Origin of the sequence: Bradyrhizobium diazoefficiens, from assembly GCF_016616235.1 — a bacterium.
GTDB classification, from domain to species: domain Bacteria; phylum Pseudomonadota; class Alphaproteobacteria; order Rhizobiales; family Xanthobacteraceae; genus Bradyrhizobium; species Bradyrhizobium diazoefficiens_H.
Map to the genome: position 1 here is coordinate 6,856,689 of NZ_CP067100.1, position 17,933 is coordinate 6,874,621.

General features: G+C 61.5%; 19 protein-coding genes and 1 pseudogene. 8 read left to right on the forward strand and 12 right to left on the reverse strand.

Annotated features, from left to right (window positions below):
* Positions 1-60 precede the first annotated feature (60 nt).
* Positions 61-1,908: an NEL-type E3 ubiquitin ligase domain-containing protein gene (locus JJB99_RS32320; RefSeq protein ID WP_200496181.1), complete on the reverse strand. Its 1,848-nt coding sequence runs from the start codon at positions 1,906-1,908 to the stop codon at positions 61-63.
* Positions 1,909-2,735: 827 nt separating this feature from the next.
* On the reverse strand, positions 2,736-4,517 hold the full coding sequence (locus JJB99_RS32325) for a relaxase/mobilization nuclease domain-containing protein (protein WP_200496182.1): 1,782 nt from the start codon (positions 4,515-4,517) through the stop codon (positions 2,736-2,738).
* Here JJB99_RS32325 and JJB99_RS36550 point away from each other — a divergent pair.
* From JJB99_RS36550 to JJB99_RS32345, 4 genes are all read left to right on the forward strand, one after another.
* Entirely contained in the window at positions 4,401-5,684 is a 1,284-nt protein-coding gene (locus tag JJB99_RS36550; protein WP_246775070.1) for a transposase, read from the forward strand. The genes JJB99_RS32325 and JJB99_RS36550 overlap by 117 nt on opposite strands.
* On the forward strand, positions 5,681-6,034 hold the full coding sequence (tnpB, locus tag JJB99_RS32335) for an IS66 family insertion sequence element accessory protein TnpB (protein ID WP_128956991.1): 354 nt from the start codon (positions 5,681-5,683) through the stop codon (positions 6,032-6,034). Before JJB99_RS36550 ends, tnpB begins: the two co-directional genes overlap by 4 nt.
* A gap of 69 nt (positions 6,035-6,103) precedes the next feature.
* Positions 6,104-7,630 (forward strand): IS66 family transposase, encoded by a 1,527-nt coding sequence (gene tnpC, locus JJB99_RS32340; protein WP_200496183.1) that lies wholly within the window; start codon positions 6,104-6,106, stop codon positions 7,628-7,630.
* A gap of 739 nt (positions 7,631-8,369) precedes the next feature.
* The gene (locus tag JJB99_RS32345; protein ID WP_246775350.1) at positions 8,370-8,678 is read left to right on the forward strand and encodes a hypothetical protein; all 309 of its coding nucleotides are present in this window, start codon (positions 8,370-8,372) and stop codon (positions 8,676-8,678) included.
* Between the two features lie 162 nt (positions 8,679-8,840).
* Here the strand turns inward: JJB99_RS32345 and JJB99_RS32350 are convergent, their stop codons facing one another.
* From JJB99_RS32350 to JJB99_RS32385, 8 genes are all read right to left on the reverse strand, one after another.
* Positions 8,841-9,617 (reverse strand): lytic transglycosylase domain-containing protein, encoded by a 777-nt coding sequence (locus tag JJB99_RS32350; RefSeq protein WP_200496184.1) that lies wholly within the window; start codon positions 9,615-9,617, stop codon positions 8,841-8,843.
* A gap of 142 nt (positions 9,618-9,759) precedes the next feature.
* The gene (locus tag JJB99_RS32355) at positions 9,760-10,272 is read right to left on the reverse strand and encodes a S26 family signal peptidase (protein WP_200500403.1); all 513 of its coding nucleotides are present in this window, start codon (positions 10,270-10,272) and stop codon (positions 9,760-9,762) included.
* The gene (locus JJB99_RS32360) at positions 10,269-10,733 is read right to left on the reverse strand and encodes a DUF2840 domain-containing protein (RefSeq protein WP_200496185.1); all 465 of its coding nucleotides are present in this window, start codon (positions 10,731-10,733) and stop codon (positions 10,269-10,271) included. Before JJB99_RS32360 ends, JJB99_RS32355 begins: the two co-directional genes overlap by 4 nt.
* Positions 10,734-11,022: 289 nt before the next feature.
* A complete protein-coding gene (locus tag JJB99_RS32365; protein ID WP_200496186.1) occupies positions 11,023-11,904 on the reverse strand; it encodes a replication initiator protein A in 882 nt (293 codons plus the stop codon).
* Between the two features lie 22 nt (positions 11,905-11,926).
* Positions 11,927-12,208: a helix-turn-helix transcriptional regulator gene (locus JJB99_RS32370; protein WP_008561544.1), complete on the reverse strand. Its 282-nt coding sequence runs from the start codon at positions 12,206-12,208 to the stop codon at positions 11,927-11,929.
* Positions 12,209-12,340: 132 nt separating this feature from the next.
* Entirely contained in the window at positions 12,341-12,751 is a 411-nt protein-coding gene (locus JJB99_RS32375) for a DUF2285 domain-containing protein (RefSeq protein ID WP_200496187.1), read from the reverse strand.
* A 166-nt stretch (positions 12,752-12,917) separates the two neighbouring features.
* A complete protein-coding gene (locus tag JJB99_RS32380; RefSeq protein ID WP_200298273.1) occupies positions 12,918-13,112 on the reverse strand; it encodes a transcriptional regulator domain-containing protein in 195 nt (64 codons plus the stop codon).
* A gap of 165 nt (positions 13,113-13,277) precedes the next feature.
* Positions 13,278-13,550, reverse strand: a complete 273-nt coding sequence (locus tag JJB99_RS32385; RefSeq protein ID WP_200496188.1) for a DUF2285 domain-containing protein — start codon at positions 13,548-13,550, stop codon at positions 13,278-13,280.
* A 161-nt stretch (positions 13,551-13,711) separates the two neighbouring features.
* Between JJB99_RS32385 and JJB99_RS32390 the strand changes: the two genes are divergently transcribed.
* The 3 genes and pseudogenes from JJB99_RS32390 to JJB99_RS36840 form a co-directional block, all read left to right on the forward strand.
* Positions 13,712-13,963, forward strand: coding sequence for a helix-turn-helix domain-containing protein (locus JJB99_RS32390; RefSeq protein WP_200298271.1), 252 nt, complete (start codon positions 13,712-13,714; stop codon positions 13,961-13,963).
* A 548-nt stretch (positions 13,964-14,511) separates the two neighbouring features.
* Complete coding sequence (locus JJB99_RS32395; RefSeq protein WP_200500404.1) at positions 14,512-14,793, forward strand: helix-turn-helix domain-containing protein; 282 nt, start codon at positions 14,512-14,514, stop codon at positions 14,791-14,793.
* A pseudogene (locus tag JJB99_RS36840) lies at positions 14,786-15,548 on the forward strand (HipA domain-containing protein); the annotation flags it as partial. The gene JJB99_RS32395 and the pseudogene JJB99_RS36840, both read left to right, overlap by 8 nt.
* A gap of 762 nt (positions 15,549-16,310) precedes the next feature.
* On the opposite strand, the gene JJB99_RS37065 reads toward JJB99_RS36840, so the two are convergent.
* Together JJB99_RS37065 and JJB99_RS36565 are read right to left on the reverse strand one after the other, a co-directional pair.
* On the reverse strand, positions 16,311-16,439 hold the full coding sequence (locus JJB99_RS37065; RefSeq protein ID WP_433995742.1) for a hypothetical protein: 129 nt from the start codon (positions 16,437-16,439) through the stop codon (positions 16,311-16,313).
* A gap of 661 nt (positions 16,440-17,100) precedes the next feature.
* On the reverse strand, positions 17,101-17,376 hold the full coding sequence (locus JJB99_RS36565; RefSeq protein WP_200298268.1) for a DUF2285 domain-containing protein: 276 nt from the start codon (positions 17,374-17,376) through the stop codon (positions 17,101-17,103).
* A gap of 110 nt (positions 17,377-17,486) precedes the next feature.
* Here JJB99_RS36565 and JJB99_RS32405 point away from each other — a divergent pair, with 110 nt between their 5' ends.
* Positions 17,487-17,777, forward strand: coding sequence for a helix-turn-helix domain-containing protein (locus JJB99_RS32405; RefSeq protein ID WP_200298267.1), 291 nt, complete (start codon positions 17,487-17,489; stop codon positions 17,775-17,777).
* Positions 17,778-17,933: the final 156 nt, after the last annotated feature.

The window sequence follows — 17,933 nt, forward strand, 5'->3', positions numbered from 1 at the left end:
GGGGTACGTAAACAACCAGAGCAGGGTCGAGCCTCGCCGGCGTCTCCCAAAGAGCCCGCTTCACAGCGCGAGGCCGCGGTCTGCGAGCACCTGATGCATGAGCGCGCCCTTGATCTCGCAGGCGATTTCCTTGCTGATCTGGGCGCCGAGCATCCGCTCGGCATCGGCGTCGCCGGTCAAGCCATTCTCGGCAAGCCGTTGCGCCAGGCGGCTGTCGAACTCCGTGCCCATCGCATCGAGGAGCCGCTCCTGCATTGCTGCATAGGCCTGGGGCGCGATGCGGCTCACCACCGTCTCCCAGGGTTGCCAGCGGGTCGCCAGATAGTCCGCGAATCCCGTCGCCTCCTGGTTTCGCACCGAAGTCTCGGCCGCGGCAATGTCGCGCTCGGTGACGTGGGAGACGGCGAAATAGCGCATGTCCGGAGCGATGTGCCGCAGCTGAAGCGGCTCGCGCAGCTTGACCTGATAGGCGAGATAGACCTCGATCTCGTCGACGAAGCGGAGCGATCTGACCTTGTCGCGGGCAATCTCCTGCAACGCGTCCAGGCGGAACATGACGCGGCCCTGCTGCAGCAGCTTGTCGAGCCGCTCATCATAGGCCCCGTCCTCCACGTCAGCATTCAGGCGTGCGGTCTGCATGTCGTTCCAGGTCAAAGTGATGCGATCCTCGCAGCTCTCACTCGCTCCGATGGCCAGCTGAAAGTACTGCTCGCGCAACCGCGGCCTGGTCGCCGTTTGCCGCAGATCCTCTGCTACCGTCTGCCGGAACACGTCATTGCCATAGCTCACAGTGTCCCGCAGCCGGTCGAGGAAGCGTGAGTATTCCTGGGCACCCGGCTCAGCAGCGAAGCTCTGCCACGCGGCCACGGCGGCCGGTTCATCGTCAAGCCAGTCCGCGACGGCCTCGGCCAGGGGCCGCGCCTGACCGTGCGCCACTCCTTGGCCCATAGAGAAGTAGACCTGGGGGCCGTCATAGTCCGCAGCATTGATGACTGCGGCCAGATTGGTCCGGACCCGATCGGGCAGCGGATTCTCGTCCAGATCAATGGTGCCCTCAGAGCGGAACTGTGTCAGCAGTGTCTCAGGCAGGCTGGTCAGCTGGTTGTGGTCGGCGTAGAGAGTCACAAGTCCAGCCGGGAAGGTGTTGGGCAGACTGGTCAGCTCGTTAGCGCTGACGCTAAGGAAACTGAGCTCGCTTGGGAGGCGGGCGGGCAGCGCGGTTAGCCGATTGCGGGCAGCATCGAGCTGCCGGAGTCCAGCCGGGAGGGTCTCGGGCAAACTACTCAGCCGGTTGCTGCGGGCGTTGAGTTCTTCAAGCGTCGCCGGAAGGTTATCGGGCAGGCTGTCCAGCTGATTGTCATCGACGTTCAGGCGCCGAATCCCGGCCGGGAGGTCGGGCAAGCTGCTAAGACGGTTGTCGCTGGCGTCGAGCTCCCGAAGCGTTGGCGGAAGTGAGTTGGGCAAACTGGTCAGCCGGTTGCCGTTGGCATTGAGCTCTCGAAGCGTCGCCGGAAGGTTATCGGGCAGACTGTCCAGCCGATTGAATCCGACGTGTAGACCCCGGAGACAGAGTCCGGTGGGGAGCACAGCGGGCAAGCTAGTCAAAGACAGCACCGAAATCTCCAGCGACTGCGGCACCCCCGCATTGGCTGTCGCCTCCTGCAAAGCTCTCATTCGTCTGACTGCCTCTTGCCGGTCTTCGTGTTCGCGCTGGCCCGCTTCGGCAGCCCAGCCCTCCAGGAGTTGGTCCGACGACGGCTCTCCGGCATCAGAGGCCCGCGCTCTGGTCAATGCTCCGACCCACTCCGCTGCGGTCCGAGCGAGACCGCACAGGCAACCTTGCCGGTGGGGGCGCTCGGAAGCTTCGGGAGTGATGCCAATGTCCCGTTGGGTCCGCCCTGCGTCCATTAATGTCGCCTCTTTCGCCAAATCAGGAAAATGCGCCGGAACAGCCGATAGCTGTCAGCGTGGAGGGTGATTATCGTCGAATGGTGTTGCGGGTGATCAAGAAGCGGCTTGCCACCAGATGCCGAACACGATGCACATTCGTTCGGCGGGCAGTTGCAGCCAGGCACAGTACGCCCGCACGGGGTCGCTGACTCGTTTGGTATTGTAAAGGAATCCATTCCATTATCCGCCACCAGATCAAGGAGAGATCAAGCAAACCGCGTTAGTATGAACAGATGCGTGCTGACTTATGAGGCTTGGCTGTCGATAAGCTGACGAGGCTCGGAAAAATTCCTTGGCCGAACAGCCACGCTTATGTCGAGGGATTCGTGGATGGAAGCTGCCGCGATGGGGGGTGCCCCCAGTGCACATTGAGGAAGCAATGGCTCGTTGCCGAGAGCTGCGGCGGGCCATGATTGGTGTCTATAGCGGCGCGACGCAACGCGCGCGAAACGCGTCGTTGAGACGCTTCGCTAACATTTGATGCCACCACGGAGTCGCCCCCTGATCAACGCGGACGTGGATGCATGGAGCGACCTCACGTCATCACCTCAGTCGCCGGTGAAGCGCCGTAGATTGTGCTCGCTTCATCAACACGGAATCGTTGGCTTGCGGATGGGGTCGAGCGTTCCAGGCGGTAACGCTCCTCCAGCAGACGAAGCTGCATTTTTCGAACAGGCTCAAAGGGCGCCGCGTTGAAACCATAGGAGATCACCAGCCAGGCTGGTCCGTGATCTTGAGATGGCGTGCAAACCGCAATCAGCCTCGCGGTGGCGGCGACAAGATCGCTACAGGCCGAGGTCGCGCTTCCGGCCGAAGCTCCATTCGATCCCGCCGCCCTCCTTCATGGTGCCGGCAACGTGCTGGCCCAACCTTTTCTCGAGCTCGCGCGACCAGGGCACCAGCTGAAATCCGAGCCCGTCGTCGATCATGGCAAAACGCCCCGAGGCGAGCGTCAAGCGCTGACGATACGTCCCCGCCACGTGCTCGCCGGTGGCGCCCTTCACGTGAGGCAGGCCGGTCGCCGCCGAGATTCTTGCTGCCACCTCGTCCAGCTCGTGTCGACGCAACGTATTCAGGAGATCACGCTGGAAGGTGATGCGCTGGCCCTGCCGTACCGCCAGACCCTCCCGTACCGCCAGACCCTCCCGTACCAGATGCTCGGTGCGAGCTTCGAGAGCGTCGCGCGTCTGGCGACCAAAGCCGCCCATGGCGAGCGGCATGGGGTTGGATTCAACAAGCCGGTGGTCGAGCCAGGTGGCGCCTTTCGCGGTGACCTGCTCACCAAGATCGAGATCCGAACGGGTCGCAAGGACCAATGTCGGGCGCGGATCATCGGCTGGACCGAAGCGCCGGACCTCGACAATACCGCCGACGGATGGCGCAGGTTCGAACGCTTCGATCCCGCGGAAGCGGACATGATGCGCGCGCCCGTCTGTTCCGTCGATCACGGCGTAGGCCTCGCCGGTCAGCTCGTCATGCAATCCTCGATCGACCAGGCGCCCGATGATCTGGGAGCTTGGCTGTCCACCTTCGATGACGTAGTCGGACACGCCGCGCGCCTCCCCACGCTCGGTAAAGGCGCGATGCATAGTCTTGATGATGTCGCCGCGCATGCCGAGGTCGCGGAGATGACGTTCCGCCTCGAGCCCGACCATCCACTCCCCTGGCGCAGCTGACGCAGCAAGGCCCATCTTCTCCAGATGCTGAAGGCGGCCGACCATCAGGCGCCGGATTTCGGGATCGGAGCTGCGCGGATTCTCAGGGCGAAGATCGACATAGCCGGTTTCGTCGGCTGACAGCCGAATCTCCCGATCGAGCCGCGTCCACCGCTCTGCGGTGACTTCCCTCTCCAGTGCACTTCGAATCTCATGCTCCGGTTTCGGACCCAGCTCGATAGCAGCCAGCTCTTCGGCGCGTGAGCGCAGACCCCGACTGATGTAGTCGCGCGAGATCACGAGATCGGCTCCTTCCTTATCGACGCCCCGAACGAGAAGATGGACGTGAGGATTGTCCGTGTTCCAGTGATCGACGGCCACCCAATCGAGCTGCGTGCCAAGATCGGTCTCCATCTGTTTGGCGAGGTCGCGGGTGAAGGCCCTGAGGTCGGTCATGTCGCCGGCGTCCTCGGGCGAGACGATGAACCGGAAATGATGACGGTCGTCGTGGCACCGTTCCGCGAAGGCCGCGCCATCAGCACGATCGCTGGCGGCATCGAACATCTCGGCTCGCTCGCCGCTCCGCGTCACGCCGTCGCGCTTCAGGTATGAAAGATGCGCGGTCAGCGCCGCCGAGCGGAATGAACGTCCCTTGTGACGTACGACGCGCGCCTTCACCACGACGCGCCGTGTCGGGCTGAACAGCCGGCTGCGGCCAAAAGCGAGCCGGCCGCGGCCAAACGTCGAGCGCCCATAGCCCGCGGAAGAACGCCTGCCACCAACGTGAGCCGAGGAGTGTCCGGCTTTCTTCGCGGCCCGCAGCAATTGATTGATGAAGCTCTTCGGCTTGGGAGCCCGGGTGCTGCGTATGCGCCCGGGCCGAATCCGCAGATCGCTGTCGCCATTGCTCACTGCCAGGCCTCCGAGCCATCGAAAGCAGCCACAGTGCCGACATTGTTATTGATTGCATTCATGAAAACGCACGGCGCGGCACGCGCCCCGACCGACCGGCACGCCAGGACCCAAGCCATGCCAATGGCTTGCGGTTCGACCGGCGAGCCCCTTTTATCTCGCCGTCCTGCCGTCGTTGTCGTAAGCGTCCGAATCCTGCACATCTTTCCGATATTTTGTTCTCGTTCCATTTCAGGTTCTCTGCTGCGTGGAGAATCTCCGATGGCGCCTCGCCGTTCCTGGGCAAAAGCGAACAATCCGTATTGGTCGACACACGTTGCGACCTGGTATCGCGGCCATCAGGACGCGGAGGAATATTGCCGCCGGCGCAAGCTTTCGATCACGACATTCGAACGGTGGATGCGCCATCTGGTGAGCGCGGAGGATCTGCGCAAACGCGTGGAATACTTGCGGAAATTGCGCAGCAAAGAGCTTGAACGGCAGGGCAAGAAAGGTCCGTCGAAGCGACGCAAAAGGCCGCCGCGCTATCGCTACAGCGTGCGCACGGACAGCAAACCGATTGCCCTTCGGGCGTTCTGGGGCATGCATGTCGAGGCGATGAACTGGAGCGGCATGGGACATGCCGAGTACGCCGCGGCACTCGGTCTTTCGCCTCACGCGTTGCGCATTTGGCGCGATCGGCTGGAAGAATCCGGCGGCGAAATGGACTGGCGATCGTTGCTTCATCCGAGTGCCCGGGCTCAATTAAGCAGCGCTGCTAATTGCGCACGGCGCAAATACCGCTTGACACCGCAGGCGGTGGATGGGCGGTCGAGCCGGCGCCGCTTCAGCGACGAGCAGAAGCGGGCGATGGTGCAGGAGACGGAGAAGCCGGGGGTTGCCGTGGCGGAGGTCTGCCGCCGCCATGGCATCGCCACCAGCCTGCTCTTCCGCTGGCGGGTCGAGTTCGGTTTGACCGCTCGCAAGGCACCGCAACTCGCAACGGTGACGCTCGCCGATGGCGCGGCGAATGAGCCGGCGGCACTCACGGCCTTGCGCGATCTCGTCAAGCCGCCGGACGGGATGACGGCGATCGCACTGGATGACGGACGGCGCGTCTTTGCGCAAGCGGGCAGCAGTCCGGCGGAGGTGAAGCGGCAGTTCGCCGAGAGGGAGAAGGCATCATGATCGCAGTTCCGGCAGGTGTGAAGGTGCATCTCGCGCTTGGCCATACCGACATGCGCAAGGGTCTCGACGGACTTGCGACGTTGATCCAGGAACACCTCAAGAAGGATCCCTTCTCGGGCCATCTGTTCGTCTTCCGCGGGAAGAATGCCTCGCTCCTGAAGATTCTGTTTTGGGATGGTACTGGGCTGTGTCTGTTCACCAAACGTATCGACCGTGCGACGTTCATGTGGCCACGCGCGGCGGAGCCTGGCGGCACAGTGACGCTGACACCGGCACAACTCGCGATGTTGATCGAGGGCATCGACTGGCGCGCACCCGAGCGTTTCTGGCGCCCGCTTCTTGCAGGCTGAATCGCAAAAACCAGCGTAAAATAAGACGAAGTTGCTTCTTCGAATCAGCGTGTTCGAGTAGATTCGGACATGCAGCTCGATCTCAATAATCTCCCGACAGATACAGAGCTTCTGCATCGCTTGGTTCGCGATATCGCGGCTAAGATCGGGAATCGCGACAGCGAGATCGAGCGTCTGAAATCGATCATCAAGAAGTTGCAGCGCGCGCAGTTCGGCCGCCGTTCCGAGCGCCTCGATCCCGACCAGCTTGCGCTCGGGCTTGAAGATCTCGACGGCGATCTCGCGCGCGAAGAGGGCCGTTCTCGGGTCGAGAAGCAACACACTGAACGATCTTCCCATCGCAAGCCGCTGCCCGATCATCTGCCGCGCGAGGATGTGCGGCTCGATATCGACAACGCGACCTGCGTCTGCTGCGGGGGCGCGCTGCATATCATCGGTGAAAGCGTCAGCGAGATGCTGGACTGGATACCAGCGCAGCTGCGCGTCATCCGCACCAGCCGTCCCAAGTACGCCTGCCGGACCTGCGAGACGGTCGTGCAAGCGCCAGCTCCAGACCGACTGATTGCCGGCGGCGTGGCGACGCCGGCGCTGCTTGCCCAGGTGCTGGTCAGCAAATATTGCGATCACACGCCGCTGTATCGGCAGTCGCAGATCTTCGCCCGCCACGGCATCGATCTGCCTCGTTCGACGCTCGCTGGATGGGTTGGCGGCGCCTGCTGGTGGCTCGAGGTGTTGCACGAACGCCTGGCCAGCAACGTGTTCGCGTCGGACCATCTCTTTGCCGATGACACGACGGTGCCGGTCCTCGATCCAGGCCGCGGACGCACCAAGACAGGACGGCTGTGGGTCTACGCCCGCGAGCAACGCCCCTGGGGTGGACCGGAGCCGCCGGCTGCGGTCTATTTGTTCGCGCCGGACCGCAAAGCCGAGCGTCCGGCCTCGCATCTTGAGCACTTCAGCGGCGTTCTGCATGTCGACGGCTATCCCGGCTTCGAGAAGCTGGCCGCGCGCAAGGATGTTATCCTCGCTGGCTGCTGGGCACATGCAAGGCGCTATTTTTATGATGTGCTGATCAACACAGGATCTCCTATTGCCCAAGACGGGCTGCGTCGGATCGGCGAACTTTACGCAATCGAAAAGGAAATCCGCGGCCAGTCGCCACCCTTTCGGCTGGCGGCACGGCGGCAACGATCGAAACGGATTGTCGATGATCTGCGGATATGGCTCGATCGACAATTTGCGCTTGTGCCTGAGCGTTCCACGATCGCGGATGCCATACGCTACACCGTCGCCCGTTGGCCAGCCCTTACCCGCTTCCTCGACGATGGCCGCGTAGAACTTGATACGAACCCGGTCGAACGGGCGATCCGACCGGTTGTTCTCGGAAGAAAAAATCATCTCTTCGCGGGCAGCGACGGCGGAGGTCATCGATGGGCAGTTCTCTGTTCCTTGATTGAGACCTGCAAACTTAACGACGTCGAGCCCTACGCCTATCTCCATGACGTGCTGTCCCGCATGGTCGATGGCCATCCGATCAACCGCCTCGATGAATTGCTGCCGTGGGCGTGGAAAGCCAGAGATTCTGTCAAGAGCTGACCGAAGTGCAGCGGCCGGACGCTTACTCGTGTTCTCCCGGTCGCTGCTTCCAAGCCAACAGACTCTCGGTACTCGCGGCGATTTGCGACAAAATGCAGTTCGGGTCATTGAGGTAGATCCTCGAATAGCGCCGGCCCGAACACGTCGGCTGGTGGCCGATTGATTGCGAAAGAGCCGCCGCGGCTTGGCAGTTGACCTGCGAAGCCCCCACTGTTTCCGAGCGTTTGCGATAGCGATCGTTACCCGAAGGGCCGAGACACCCGTAGGGTGGCTCGGTGAGGAGCGAAGCGACGAGGAGAGCGCGGGCCGAAGGCATCGCCCATATGGCATCTGCCCGTCATTATCGCACTCCTTCGCGAACTCTTGCCCGCGTGAGCGAGGGTCCTTTAGTAGCAAACCCTGGTCCACGCTGAGACGTTGAAGACACGTGCGGAATTGCGTCGTGAGGAACGTCGGGAGCGGCTCCGCAAGAAGCGGACTCCAGTGTCGAAGGACCTCTGCTGCAGAGCCGTTCAAGCGTTCTGGGCGATGCACGTTGAAGCGACAAGTCGTGCGGTCTGAGCATGCAAGCCTATGCCCGCGCACATGGCATATCGCAGCACACCCTGAGGCGATGGCGCGATTTGATCGACGCCAACGAGGTCGAAATCGACTGGCGGACGCACCTTCATCCGGGTGCCCGCCCGCTAGTGCTAAGACTAGTGCTAAGGACGGCGCAGCTGAATCCCGCTTGACAGCGATGACGAGCGGGCAATTGCAACTGTCGTCGTTTGTAACGATACTGCATGGCGGTCCAAAATTGCGATGTGATGGGGTTATAGAGGTGACGCAGTCTTCCCGAAACGGAGCGGACGCCAAGCTGTTCGCCGAGGCCATTGCGGCGCTTCGTGAGTTGGTCTCGCGTGCGCAAGACGCCACAGACGAGTCGTTCGACGACGGCCATTCGGTCGATACTTGGAAGAGCGAGGAATTCCGCGCCGCGATAGAGCGCGCCGAAGCAGTGATCGCGAAGGCGGAAGCGGCCATAGCTGAGCGCCGCAAAGAGTAGAAGCTCGCCGACTCGGCCCATTGCCTCCCGGGGCCGCTAGGCTCGTCAAGGCCCGACGTCATGTGCAGCCCACGGACGCATACGTCGTGCCTTCCCCCTGCCCTCGCCCTACCGTCCATTCTTCTCCAGGGTACGCCAATGTATGAGAGCTAACGCGTTCGCTCATCGCCGAACTTCCGCATCAGATCTCGTGACGAACAGCCCCATCGCCGTGGGCGCAATGGCCGAAATGGCGTGGCCGAAGACTGCGATCGGTCCGCGATCTGGCACACGGCGGGGCGGCGACGAGGCGAAGTTTTCTGAGGTTTCGGAGAGCACGGCAAAGAGCGTCGCTGCCGACGGCCGCAAGTTGGCGATGGCCCTGGAAACCGACATGTCGCCGCCGATCCTTGGCGCGAGCTTGTCCAAGTAGGCGAGAGTTTCAATCGGCAATGGCCGGCCAGCGAGATGCTCTTCGTAGCGAGCAGGTCCGGCATTGTAGGCCGCCAGGAAACCCGGCGAACCGTAACGGTCGTGCAGCTCGCGCAGATACCCCGAACCAGCAAGAATGTTGTCGTGAGGATCGTAGGGATCATTGCCAAGACCGTATCGCAGACGTAGTTCGGCCCACGTTTCCGGCATGATCTGCATCAGCCCCATGGCACCTTTCGGGGACTTGGCCCGCACACCTCCAGCGCTTTCGAGCTCCAAGACTGCGCGTATCCAGTACGCCGGTACGCCGAAGCGACGCGAGGCCTCGTCAATGAACTCCGCAAACCGGTCGTGAGTACGAAATCCCGCCATGTGCTCTGCGGATCGTGTCGCGGCGGAGGCAGCGGCGTCACCCACCGTCAGCGCCAAGAACCACACGACAACAACGCAAATGCCGGTCCCGACCGAACGCCAGCATGCCGCCGTGTTCGTGCTCCTCCCGGGTAAGGTCGCGTGGCGCCGGCCCATCGGCCGCCCGCGGACAACGTCCGGGGCAGGCTTTGGACCGGCCCTGCGCGCGACGGTTCCGCGATGGTTGGCCGGGACGGAGGAATGATGCAACATTCGGCCGAACAGCGGAATGGAAGATCGGAGTCCTAACACGTGCACGTCAGTCCTCCCAGGTCCACACGGGGAGCGCTCGCCCAAGGACGGCGGATGCCGGCAGAAAGCCGAAATATCTTCCGTCCAGCGAGTCGGCGGACTGCCAGTTCATGACAAAGAGTTCGTCCTCGCCAACGACGCGGCACCCTTGCCATTTCGGCAGGGGACGGCCGCGGCCATCGCGATCTCGTGCCTCGCCCATTTCGATCGCGTCGACGGTCACTGCGAGCCCGGTTCTGCAGACGGTCTGCCCCGGAAGCGCCAGGACGCGTTTGAGCATCGGTATCCCGGCCGGCAGATAGCCGCCCACGTCGAGGAAGGTTGCAAGCGGCTCCGGCGGCTGAATGGCGAGCAATTCGGTCACGAACAGCTTTTCCGCAGGCTGCAAACGATACAGCCCGATCGGCACGCTCTCAGATGCATTCCAGACGAAGAGTGGTGTCAGGTCGAGAACCGTCGGTGCGAGAAGGGCAGCAGCGCTGGCGAACATCATTGCCAAGGTCTTCCACGGACTTGTCATCGCATGGTCCTTTGCCGCTGAAGCCACGCCTGGTGTCTCGCTTTCGTATATGGACGCGGGTTTTCGTTGACGGACAAACGGTTATGAACGTGATGCCAATGATCCGGCGCGACGTCGGCAGGATCGATGCCGAGTGCCTCAACGGCATCGGTCATTTGCAGCACTCGCTCGACCTTCGGCCAGCCGGACAGACGCAGCAGAATCTCTCCGCCGGGTGTCACATAAGGGACGGTCGAGCAGCGCTGTCCAGGCGCGACCGCGCGCAGGATGTCGATCCGGGAAATGACCGTTCCAAAGTCATTGGACGTCCAGCGAACGAAACCAAAGATGCTGCCTGGCGCGAATGACAGGACGCGCCGGTGGCGATCAAGCTTCCGTTCCTTGACGATGCGACCGAACCGAATGCGGTTTTCGATGCGCTTCTCGAGCCACAGCACTTCCACTTCGGTGAGATCGCTCATGCCGCCGCTCCTGGAGACCGGAATGAGGAGCCGTAAGCTTGGGCGACGGTGAAGCGCCTGTACGGCTTCTGCCGACAAGGAGGATTGACGGCCTGCGGTTGCCAGTAGCCTCCGATGCGGTTTCCAGCTCGGTCCGTTAGAAGAAATCCGAGGGATTTCTGGTTAGTAAAGTTAGAGCAGCCGGAAATCGCGAAGAAACAAGCTCTTAAGCGCGATTCCGGTCCCCGATAGCACGAGGATCGGGTCCCCGATAGCACGAGGGTTGCGGTCCCCGATAGCACGAGCTGATTCACAGGTTGTCCTCCGAATTTGAGACGAGACCGCGCCGGCGCAGGCGTGCCGTTAAGGGATCGGCAGGCCTCGGCGCGAAGTTCAGCCGCTGGGTGCCGTTCGGATCGCGCGTGAGCGCGAGCTGATAGCCGGGCAATGTCTGGCGCTGGACAATCTGACGTACGTCGTACGCAAAGTGCTTGAGCGGAGAGAGGATGCCGGACTTGGCATGCAGGTGCACAAGGTCAAAGCTCCAGCCGCCGTCCTGACGACCACCGTGCTTGCGCACGAGCCGGTAGAGCCAGCGCTCAAGTCCGCCCGTCAGATCGAAATACGCGCGATCGATCGTGAGCACGAGCGCGTCATCGATGACGCCAGCGTAGAACCAATCCGGCAGGATTAGCTCGAGGCCAAATGGACGACCATTTGCATCGGCCGTCTCCTTCCACTCGTTGATCCAGGAGAAGCGATGCCGCCGCCGTTCTGCCGGCTGTCGGATCGACGTCAGCACGGTCGTTGACTGAAGTCTGTCGAGACCAGCTTTCAGCCGATCATAATCACGCGCGCTGGTGCCGCGGCCAACAAACGTCAAGATTTCGTAAGGCGTTGCAGCCATCAGCCGCGACGTCTTGGAGCCGGCGTCACGGGCTTCGACGATCTGCGAAGCGGCCCAGATCAAAACGTCTGCATCCCAGATAGTCGCCATGCCATGTTCCGGCACGGCTTCGACACGAATTGCGATCGCACCGGCACGGAAATCGATCGGTACGATCCGCTTCGTCTTTGCCAGCGAAAAGAACGGATAAGCCATCAGATCCTGCGCGTCGCGGGGCGCAAGATCACCGGGCAATGCCCGAAAGAGCTCAAGCTGCTCTCGCTCGGAATGGTGCTTGCGTCGCATGGTCGTTGCTCTAACGCGGCCTTCAGCGACGTTCCTGGCCCGCATACGGGCGCAGCGCGGGATGCTTCTTGGCCGGCAGCACGGTCCCCTTCCCGGGATCGGAGGTCGACGTCTTGGCGCCCCGGTCGGCCCACGCCTTCAGGTCATCGACGGCGTAGACGACACGCCCGCCAATCTTCCGATACGTCGGTCCAGTACCGTACGTGCGGTGCTTCTCGAGGGTGCGACCGGACAGGCCAAGATAGCGCGCGGCCTCAGGTGTACGCAGGAAGCGCGGGGGAAGACCGGCCATCGGATCGGGCATTTGAGAACTCCAGGAGGACAACGCACCGCGGGTGGCGGCATCGGCGTGTGTGCGGTCATCATGGAGAAGCACGATCTCGGAGGGGGATGCCGAATATTGAGGGGGTGATTTTCGGCACCCCCTGGGACGGCGCTACTCGTCCCTGCGCTTGGGTCCCAGAAGTTTGCGATAGCCCCCGCGAACGAACGCCAGACCGCTTTTTACGAGGCGGATGATTCGGCTGCGCAGATGGTCTGTTTTCCAGGCACGCTCGGGGATGCGCTTTTCGCCGAACAGAGCCTCTGCGATGCTGCGATAGGTCGCGCCGGCGAAATGCGCGGCGACTGCGCGAAGAGCCGCGCACAAGCGTTCGCGCCGCTGTTTCGAGATGCGGTGGAAGGCAGGTCCTGGCGCGCGCCCATTCATCGCGCGCCATAACCGCGTGGCCGCGTGCGCCCGCGCCTCGAAACTGCTATTGAGCGGTAACTCGGCTGCATAGCGGGCGCCTGACGTCAGCGGCTGTTTCGACCAGATGCGATGCTCCACCGAGCCGATGTGCAGCACCGCATGCCAACCGTCGGCGGCGCGGCATACCTCTCCGGCAGCAAAGTCTAGCAGCGGCTGAGATGCTGATTTGTGAGAATCGGGCGGCGCGGTTGTCAGGGGGACAACGGACGCTAGAACCTCAGGTGTCCAAAAAATGACCTGATCTTTGGAGGACTTTTGCGGGTCATGGGCGAAAGCAGATACCCCACCTCCTCCTGAATTCCTCGCTCACTTCGCCATCTGGGCTATTCGCAATCATCGCTTCGTAGTCGCGTTGATAGTCCACGTTCATACGAAGCCCTTCCCAGGCGATGTGAGTGATCTCAGCATTCTCCAGGCTCTTGAACGAATCTGGCGATCGCCAGTCGAATTCAGGCATTGCTTCCGTCCCATTGCACGCAGCCAACAAGGATTGCGGCGCAATAGTTATGAACGAAGCGGTTGTAGGAAGCCTCTAGTTTGGCACCACGTGGTGCATGAGAATGACCGCCGGTTAGCCGGAGAAAATAGCTTTGGCTGCAAGTCTCCCGTCAGCGATTTTCGTCTATTTTGAGCCGGCACCGCGTAAGAGGCGCCCCTGCTCGGTCACCCATTTGGCGCGCGCAAGATGACTCTGGTAAGCGTTCAGCGCACGGTCCGGCTCTCGCTCCGGGTCGATATGGAGGACGATACGAGCCACCTCCCGCCAGTCCGCTCCCTGACCCTCCGCCTGCAGAAGGCGAATGTACGTGACAACATGCTGTTCGTCATAGGCGGTCAGCGCCAGCTCGTTCGGCGCGACATCCGCGACGTCAGGATCTAGCTGCGGTTTTGTCATGACCACCCCAATAAACAGCGAACGATTCTAATCTCCCTAGCAGCAGAGATTGTCCCGACGTCTCATTTTAGCCCCATTGGGACTTAGCCGACCAGCGAGCCGCTCGAAATACATACTATAGGAGATAAACCTCATAGTATGTAAAGACGCAACTTGCGCTGATGGACATGCGCAAGCTGGTCGGCCGGAATTTCGCAAGACTGCGGAAGCAGAAGCGCTTCACGCAGGAGAAATTCGCCGAAATGTCCGGCTTCACTCAGCAATATATCAGTGACCTGGAGCGCGGCCGTCGTAACCCAACTGTCGTAACCCTTTTTGAGCTCGCCAGCACGTTAGGCGTCAGCCACGTTGAATTGGTAGTTCCTGACGAAGACGCGCGAAGCGACCGATCAAAGCCGTCTAAACGGAAATGATCGGGTCGGCGAAATCATTTTAAGTCATCGTAACCCATGACTCTCGCGACAGCCGGGCTGGAGGCCCGACGAGCGCGCCGGACGTGGATACGCGTCGCCGCCGCCGATCCGGCTCGCGGGATTGGCAGCGATGCATAGGGCCTTGGAAGCGAGGCCGCGCGAACGTTCCCGACCGCGCCACTTACGTCATCAAATGGGCCGTTCCATCAAGCGCTTGCTTTGCCCTCCAGTTCGAGGCAACGCATCTTGATGAGCCCTGCCGCGGGCAAATGCGGTAATGGCCTGCAAGAAATCAAAGATGCTTTCCGGCTTGCGATGTTCTTTGCCCAAAACGGTTTCGATGATGTTCGACTGTCAGACGTCAGATCGCCATCGCGATAGACCTGCATCAGTTTCGGAGAAACGCTTAGCCGTCCCCACACGGAGGTACCGACCCCTGCTGGGATAAGGAAATTTGGAGTCTTCGTGCTACATATTCGCGAGATATGTAGCATGAAGGGCGCAAATGCCTACTCTCCCACAATCCCCCTGCCGCCGTTCGGCGGGCCCTGCGCAAGCTCGGCGCAGACATCCATGACGCCCGGCGGCATCGGCGGCTGCCGATGGCCGTCGTCGCCGAGCGCGCCTTCACGTCCCGCTCGACGCTGCAGAGAGTCGAAGCCGGCGACACCAACGTCAGCATCGGCATCTATGCCGGCGTTCTCCAGGCGCTCGGCCTGATCAAGGTCGCCGACATCAGCAACGACAGCGTCGGCCAAGCGCTCGCCAGCGCCGAACTGCCCAGGCACGTCCATCTCAAACACAAGACCGGAGCCTCACGCGATGGCTGACTTCGAGGTGCATATCGATCTCGGCGGCCGCACGCGCCGCATCGGACTGGCGAGGAGCAACCGTGCTCGAGGCCAGGTGACCATCCTCTTCGAGTACGATGGCGCATGGCTTGATGACTCGGACCGGTTCTCCCTGGAACCCGCCCTCGCCCTGACGCGCGGCGCCTTTGCTCCCTGCCGGACTGGCGACTTTCGGCTCCATTGGCGACTCCGCGCCTGACACCTGGGGTCGCCGTTTCGTGCAGCGCACCGAACGCCGCCTCGCCGACCGCGAAGGCCGCGCCGTTTGCACGCTTGCAGAAAGTGACTATTTGCTCGGCGTCGCCGACGAAACGCGACTTGGCGCACTTCGCTTCCGCTGGGTCGGCGACGAAACTTTCCAGGCGCCGGCCCGCGCCGGGGTGCCGGCCCTCATCGAGCTCGGGCAGCTGCTCCAGATCACCGAGCGCATTCTCCGCGACGAGGAAACGGACGAAGATTCTCCAGCTCATCTTCGGGCCCGGCTCCTCCCCGGTGGCGGGCGGCCGAAGACCTCGGTCATCGACCAACACGGCAGTCTCTCGATCGCCAAGTTTCCAAAGGAAACCCGCTACTACAGTATTGAGACCTCGGAGGAGATTGCGCTGCGGCTCGCCAGCAAGGCTGGCCTCGCCCTCCCGCAACACGAACTGATCGAGGTCGCCGGCAAGGCCGTCATGCTGTCGCGCCGCTTCGATCGTAATGACGCCGTTCGCGTCCCGTTCCTGTCCGCCATGGGGTACTGTCCGTATTTAACCCTTAGTGTCCTAAGCTGAATTTCGCCGCGGCCCGATTTGGATTCAGTCGATGGGCTGCCCATCCGAATAAACCTCCGTATACCCTAAGTTCCGCGCCATCCCGTGCTAAAGGTGCCTCTCTGATTTCACGGGTGGCATATGAAAAAGGGTGACGTAACGTGTTCGGAGTGCGGGGCTGGCTTCCGGCGCCTAGAGCTTGAACTTCCGACGCAGCGCGGCACCGAGGGCGAGTATCATTGCTCGGCATGTGGCGAGCTCTTGGAGAGGTTCGATGGAAGCACGATGATTGCTTACCGTCTGACGATTCAGCCATCAATTAAGGGCATTCGAGATTAAGGCCGTCTCAGTGGGCGGCCTCTTTCATTTCTGATCGTCGCTCCACGGCATCTTGCTAGCAGCTTCCAAGAGACCACTATCGACTGGTTCAGGCCGTACTTGAGAGGTAGGAGCATCCTTATAAATCAGCCGAAAGCTGCCTCTAGCAGCTGTAGCCATGGCTTGCGCTCCGCAACTGGCCAGATCTCGCCCGACTTAGGGAGGCGCGCCAATACTCCTGCGATGATGGGAAAAATTGGCGGCTGCTTGCCACCCCCTCCGTTGGGTACTGAGACGGAAAAACTTGTCTACGTCGTCAATCCAAACTCGCTGGAAAGGGCTGCGTTGGGGGGCTACGGAGCCAGTTGGAGTACCGAGGGAGGATGTTTTGGAGGGGGTGGCGAGAGGCCGCCAACTGAGGGCGCCTTACTGCAAGCGCTCGATATCGAACTGGAATCGAGCCCGCATCACGGGGCCGTTCTCGTCCCGAGCCTCAATTACCAAGCCGCGCGCCGCTCCGAACGAGCGGCTCGTTCGGATGGTGTCTCGTGCCAAATCCGCAAGCGCGCGGGCGGCCTCGTTTTGCAGGGCGACCAGATCGGGAAGGTCACCCCCCCCTCTTCATCCGGGGCCAGATAGTCGCCGTCTCTCAGGTCGAAATAATAGCGTGTCATGCCGACTAAGCGCCGACTTTACTTGGTGTTTCTAACGAATTAGGACACTGCGATCCTCAACTGAGGATAAAATACGGACATCCATAGCAATCAATTTTTGAATTCTCGCGCAGTATGGGCACTGTCCTAGTTTCCTCCGCGAGTGTCTCGCCGCGGGGCATTGAACCTTGGCACGACACCTGCAGACACACCGGTATCGGGATTTTACAATCTCCCTCCCGGGGCTGGAAGCCGCCGCTCGCGCACCATTTAAGCGGGCGGCGTTTTTGCTTCTCCGCCCGTAAATTTCCCAGCGTCCTAATTCCCCTCTGCGGCGTAACGAAATGCGGGCACAGGATCTGATCTAAAAAAGAGGCCCCAGCTCGCAAGGGGGCGAGGAGCCGGGGCCGATCGGGGTTGCCCTTGGGGAAGGGCACCGGGAAAACTTGGCAAGTCCAGGAATGTTCCTGCGTTCCTGTCCTAGTTTCAAATTGCGGGTGTCCTAATTAGGACAGCACCCGCCATGTGTGGTCGGGAAAGGCGGGATGGTCGCTCTCTCCGGCTTACGATCTCAATCCGGTGCCTCGTAAGAGGCGTCCCTGCTCGGTCACCCATTTGGCGCGCGCAAGATGACTCTGGTATGCGTTCCGCGCACGGTCCGGCTCCCGCTCCGGATCGATATGCAAGACGATTCGAGCTACTTCCCGCCAGTCCGCCCCCTCACCCTGCGCCTGCAGAAGGCGAATGTACGTGACGACATGCTGTTCGTCATAGGCTGTCAGCGCTGTCTCGTTCGGCGCCACATCTGCGACATCGGGATCTACTGGCGGTTCTTTCATATGTGTGTACAGCAGCCGTTGGAGCCTATGCCTGTCTCATCGAGCAATCTAACGAAATAGGCCGGTTATAGCCAGTGGTTTGATGGCCCGCCCAATGGCTGCTTTTGCGCATGAAAGCTCGTGCGCTTGTTGCCTGGAATGTCCGCCGGATACGCGTTGATCGCGGCATTCCGCAAGAGCAATTGGCATACGATGCCGGGATCGATCGCTCATACATGGGCGGCCTTGAGCGACAATCGGAGAACCCGACGATTGATCTGCTCGATCGACTGGCCGAAACGCTAGATGTTGAACTATCAGAGTTCTTTGTTCAGCCACCCAAAGGAGCCGCGCCCCCCAAGACGCTACCTAAGGGTCGAAAGCCGGTCCGAACGAAGCGCAAGAAGCGGGAGAGGGCTTAGGCCCAGGACATCAGATATCCAATCGCCCCGGGACAACAGAGACGCTGTCCCCGCTCAACACGAGAACGATGATCTGATCCGGAAGGCTACGTTCTACTCCATTGCTTCAGTTGCGCAGTGCAGCGACATGTCTGAAGTCCGGATCGCAGTTGGAGA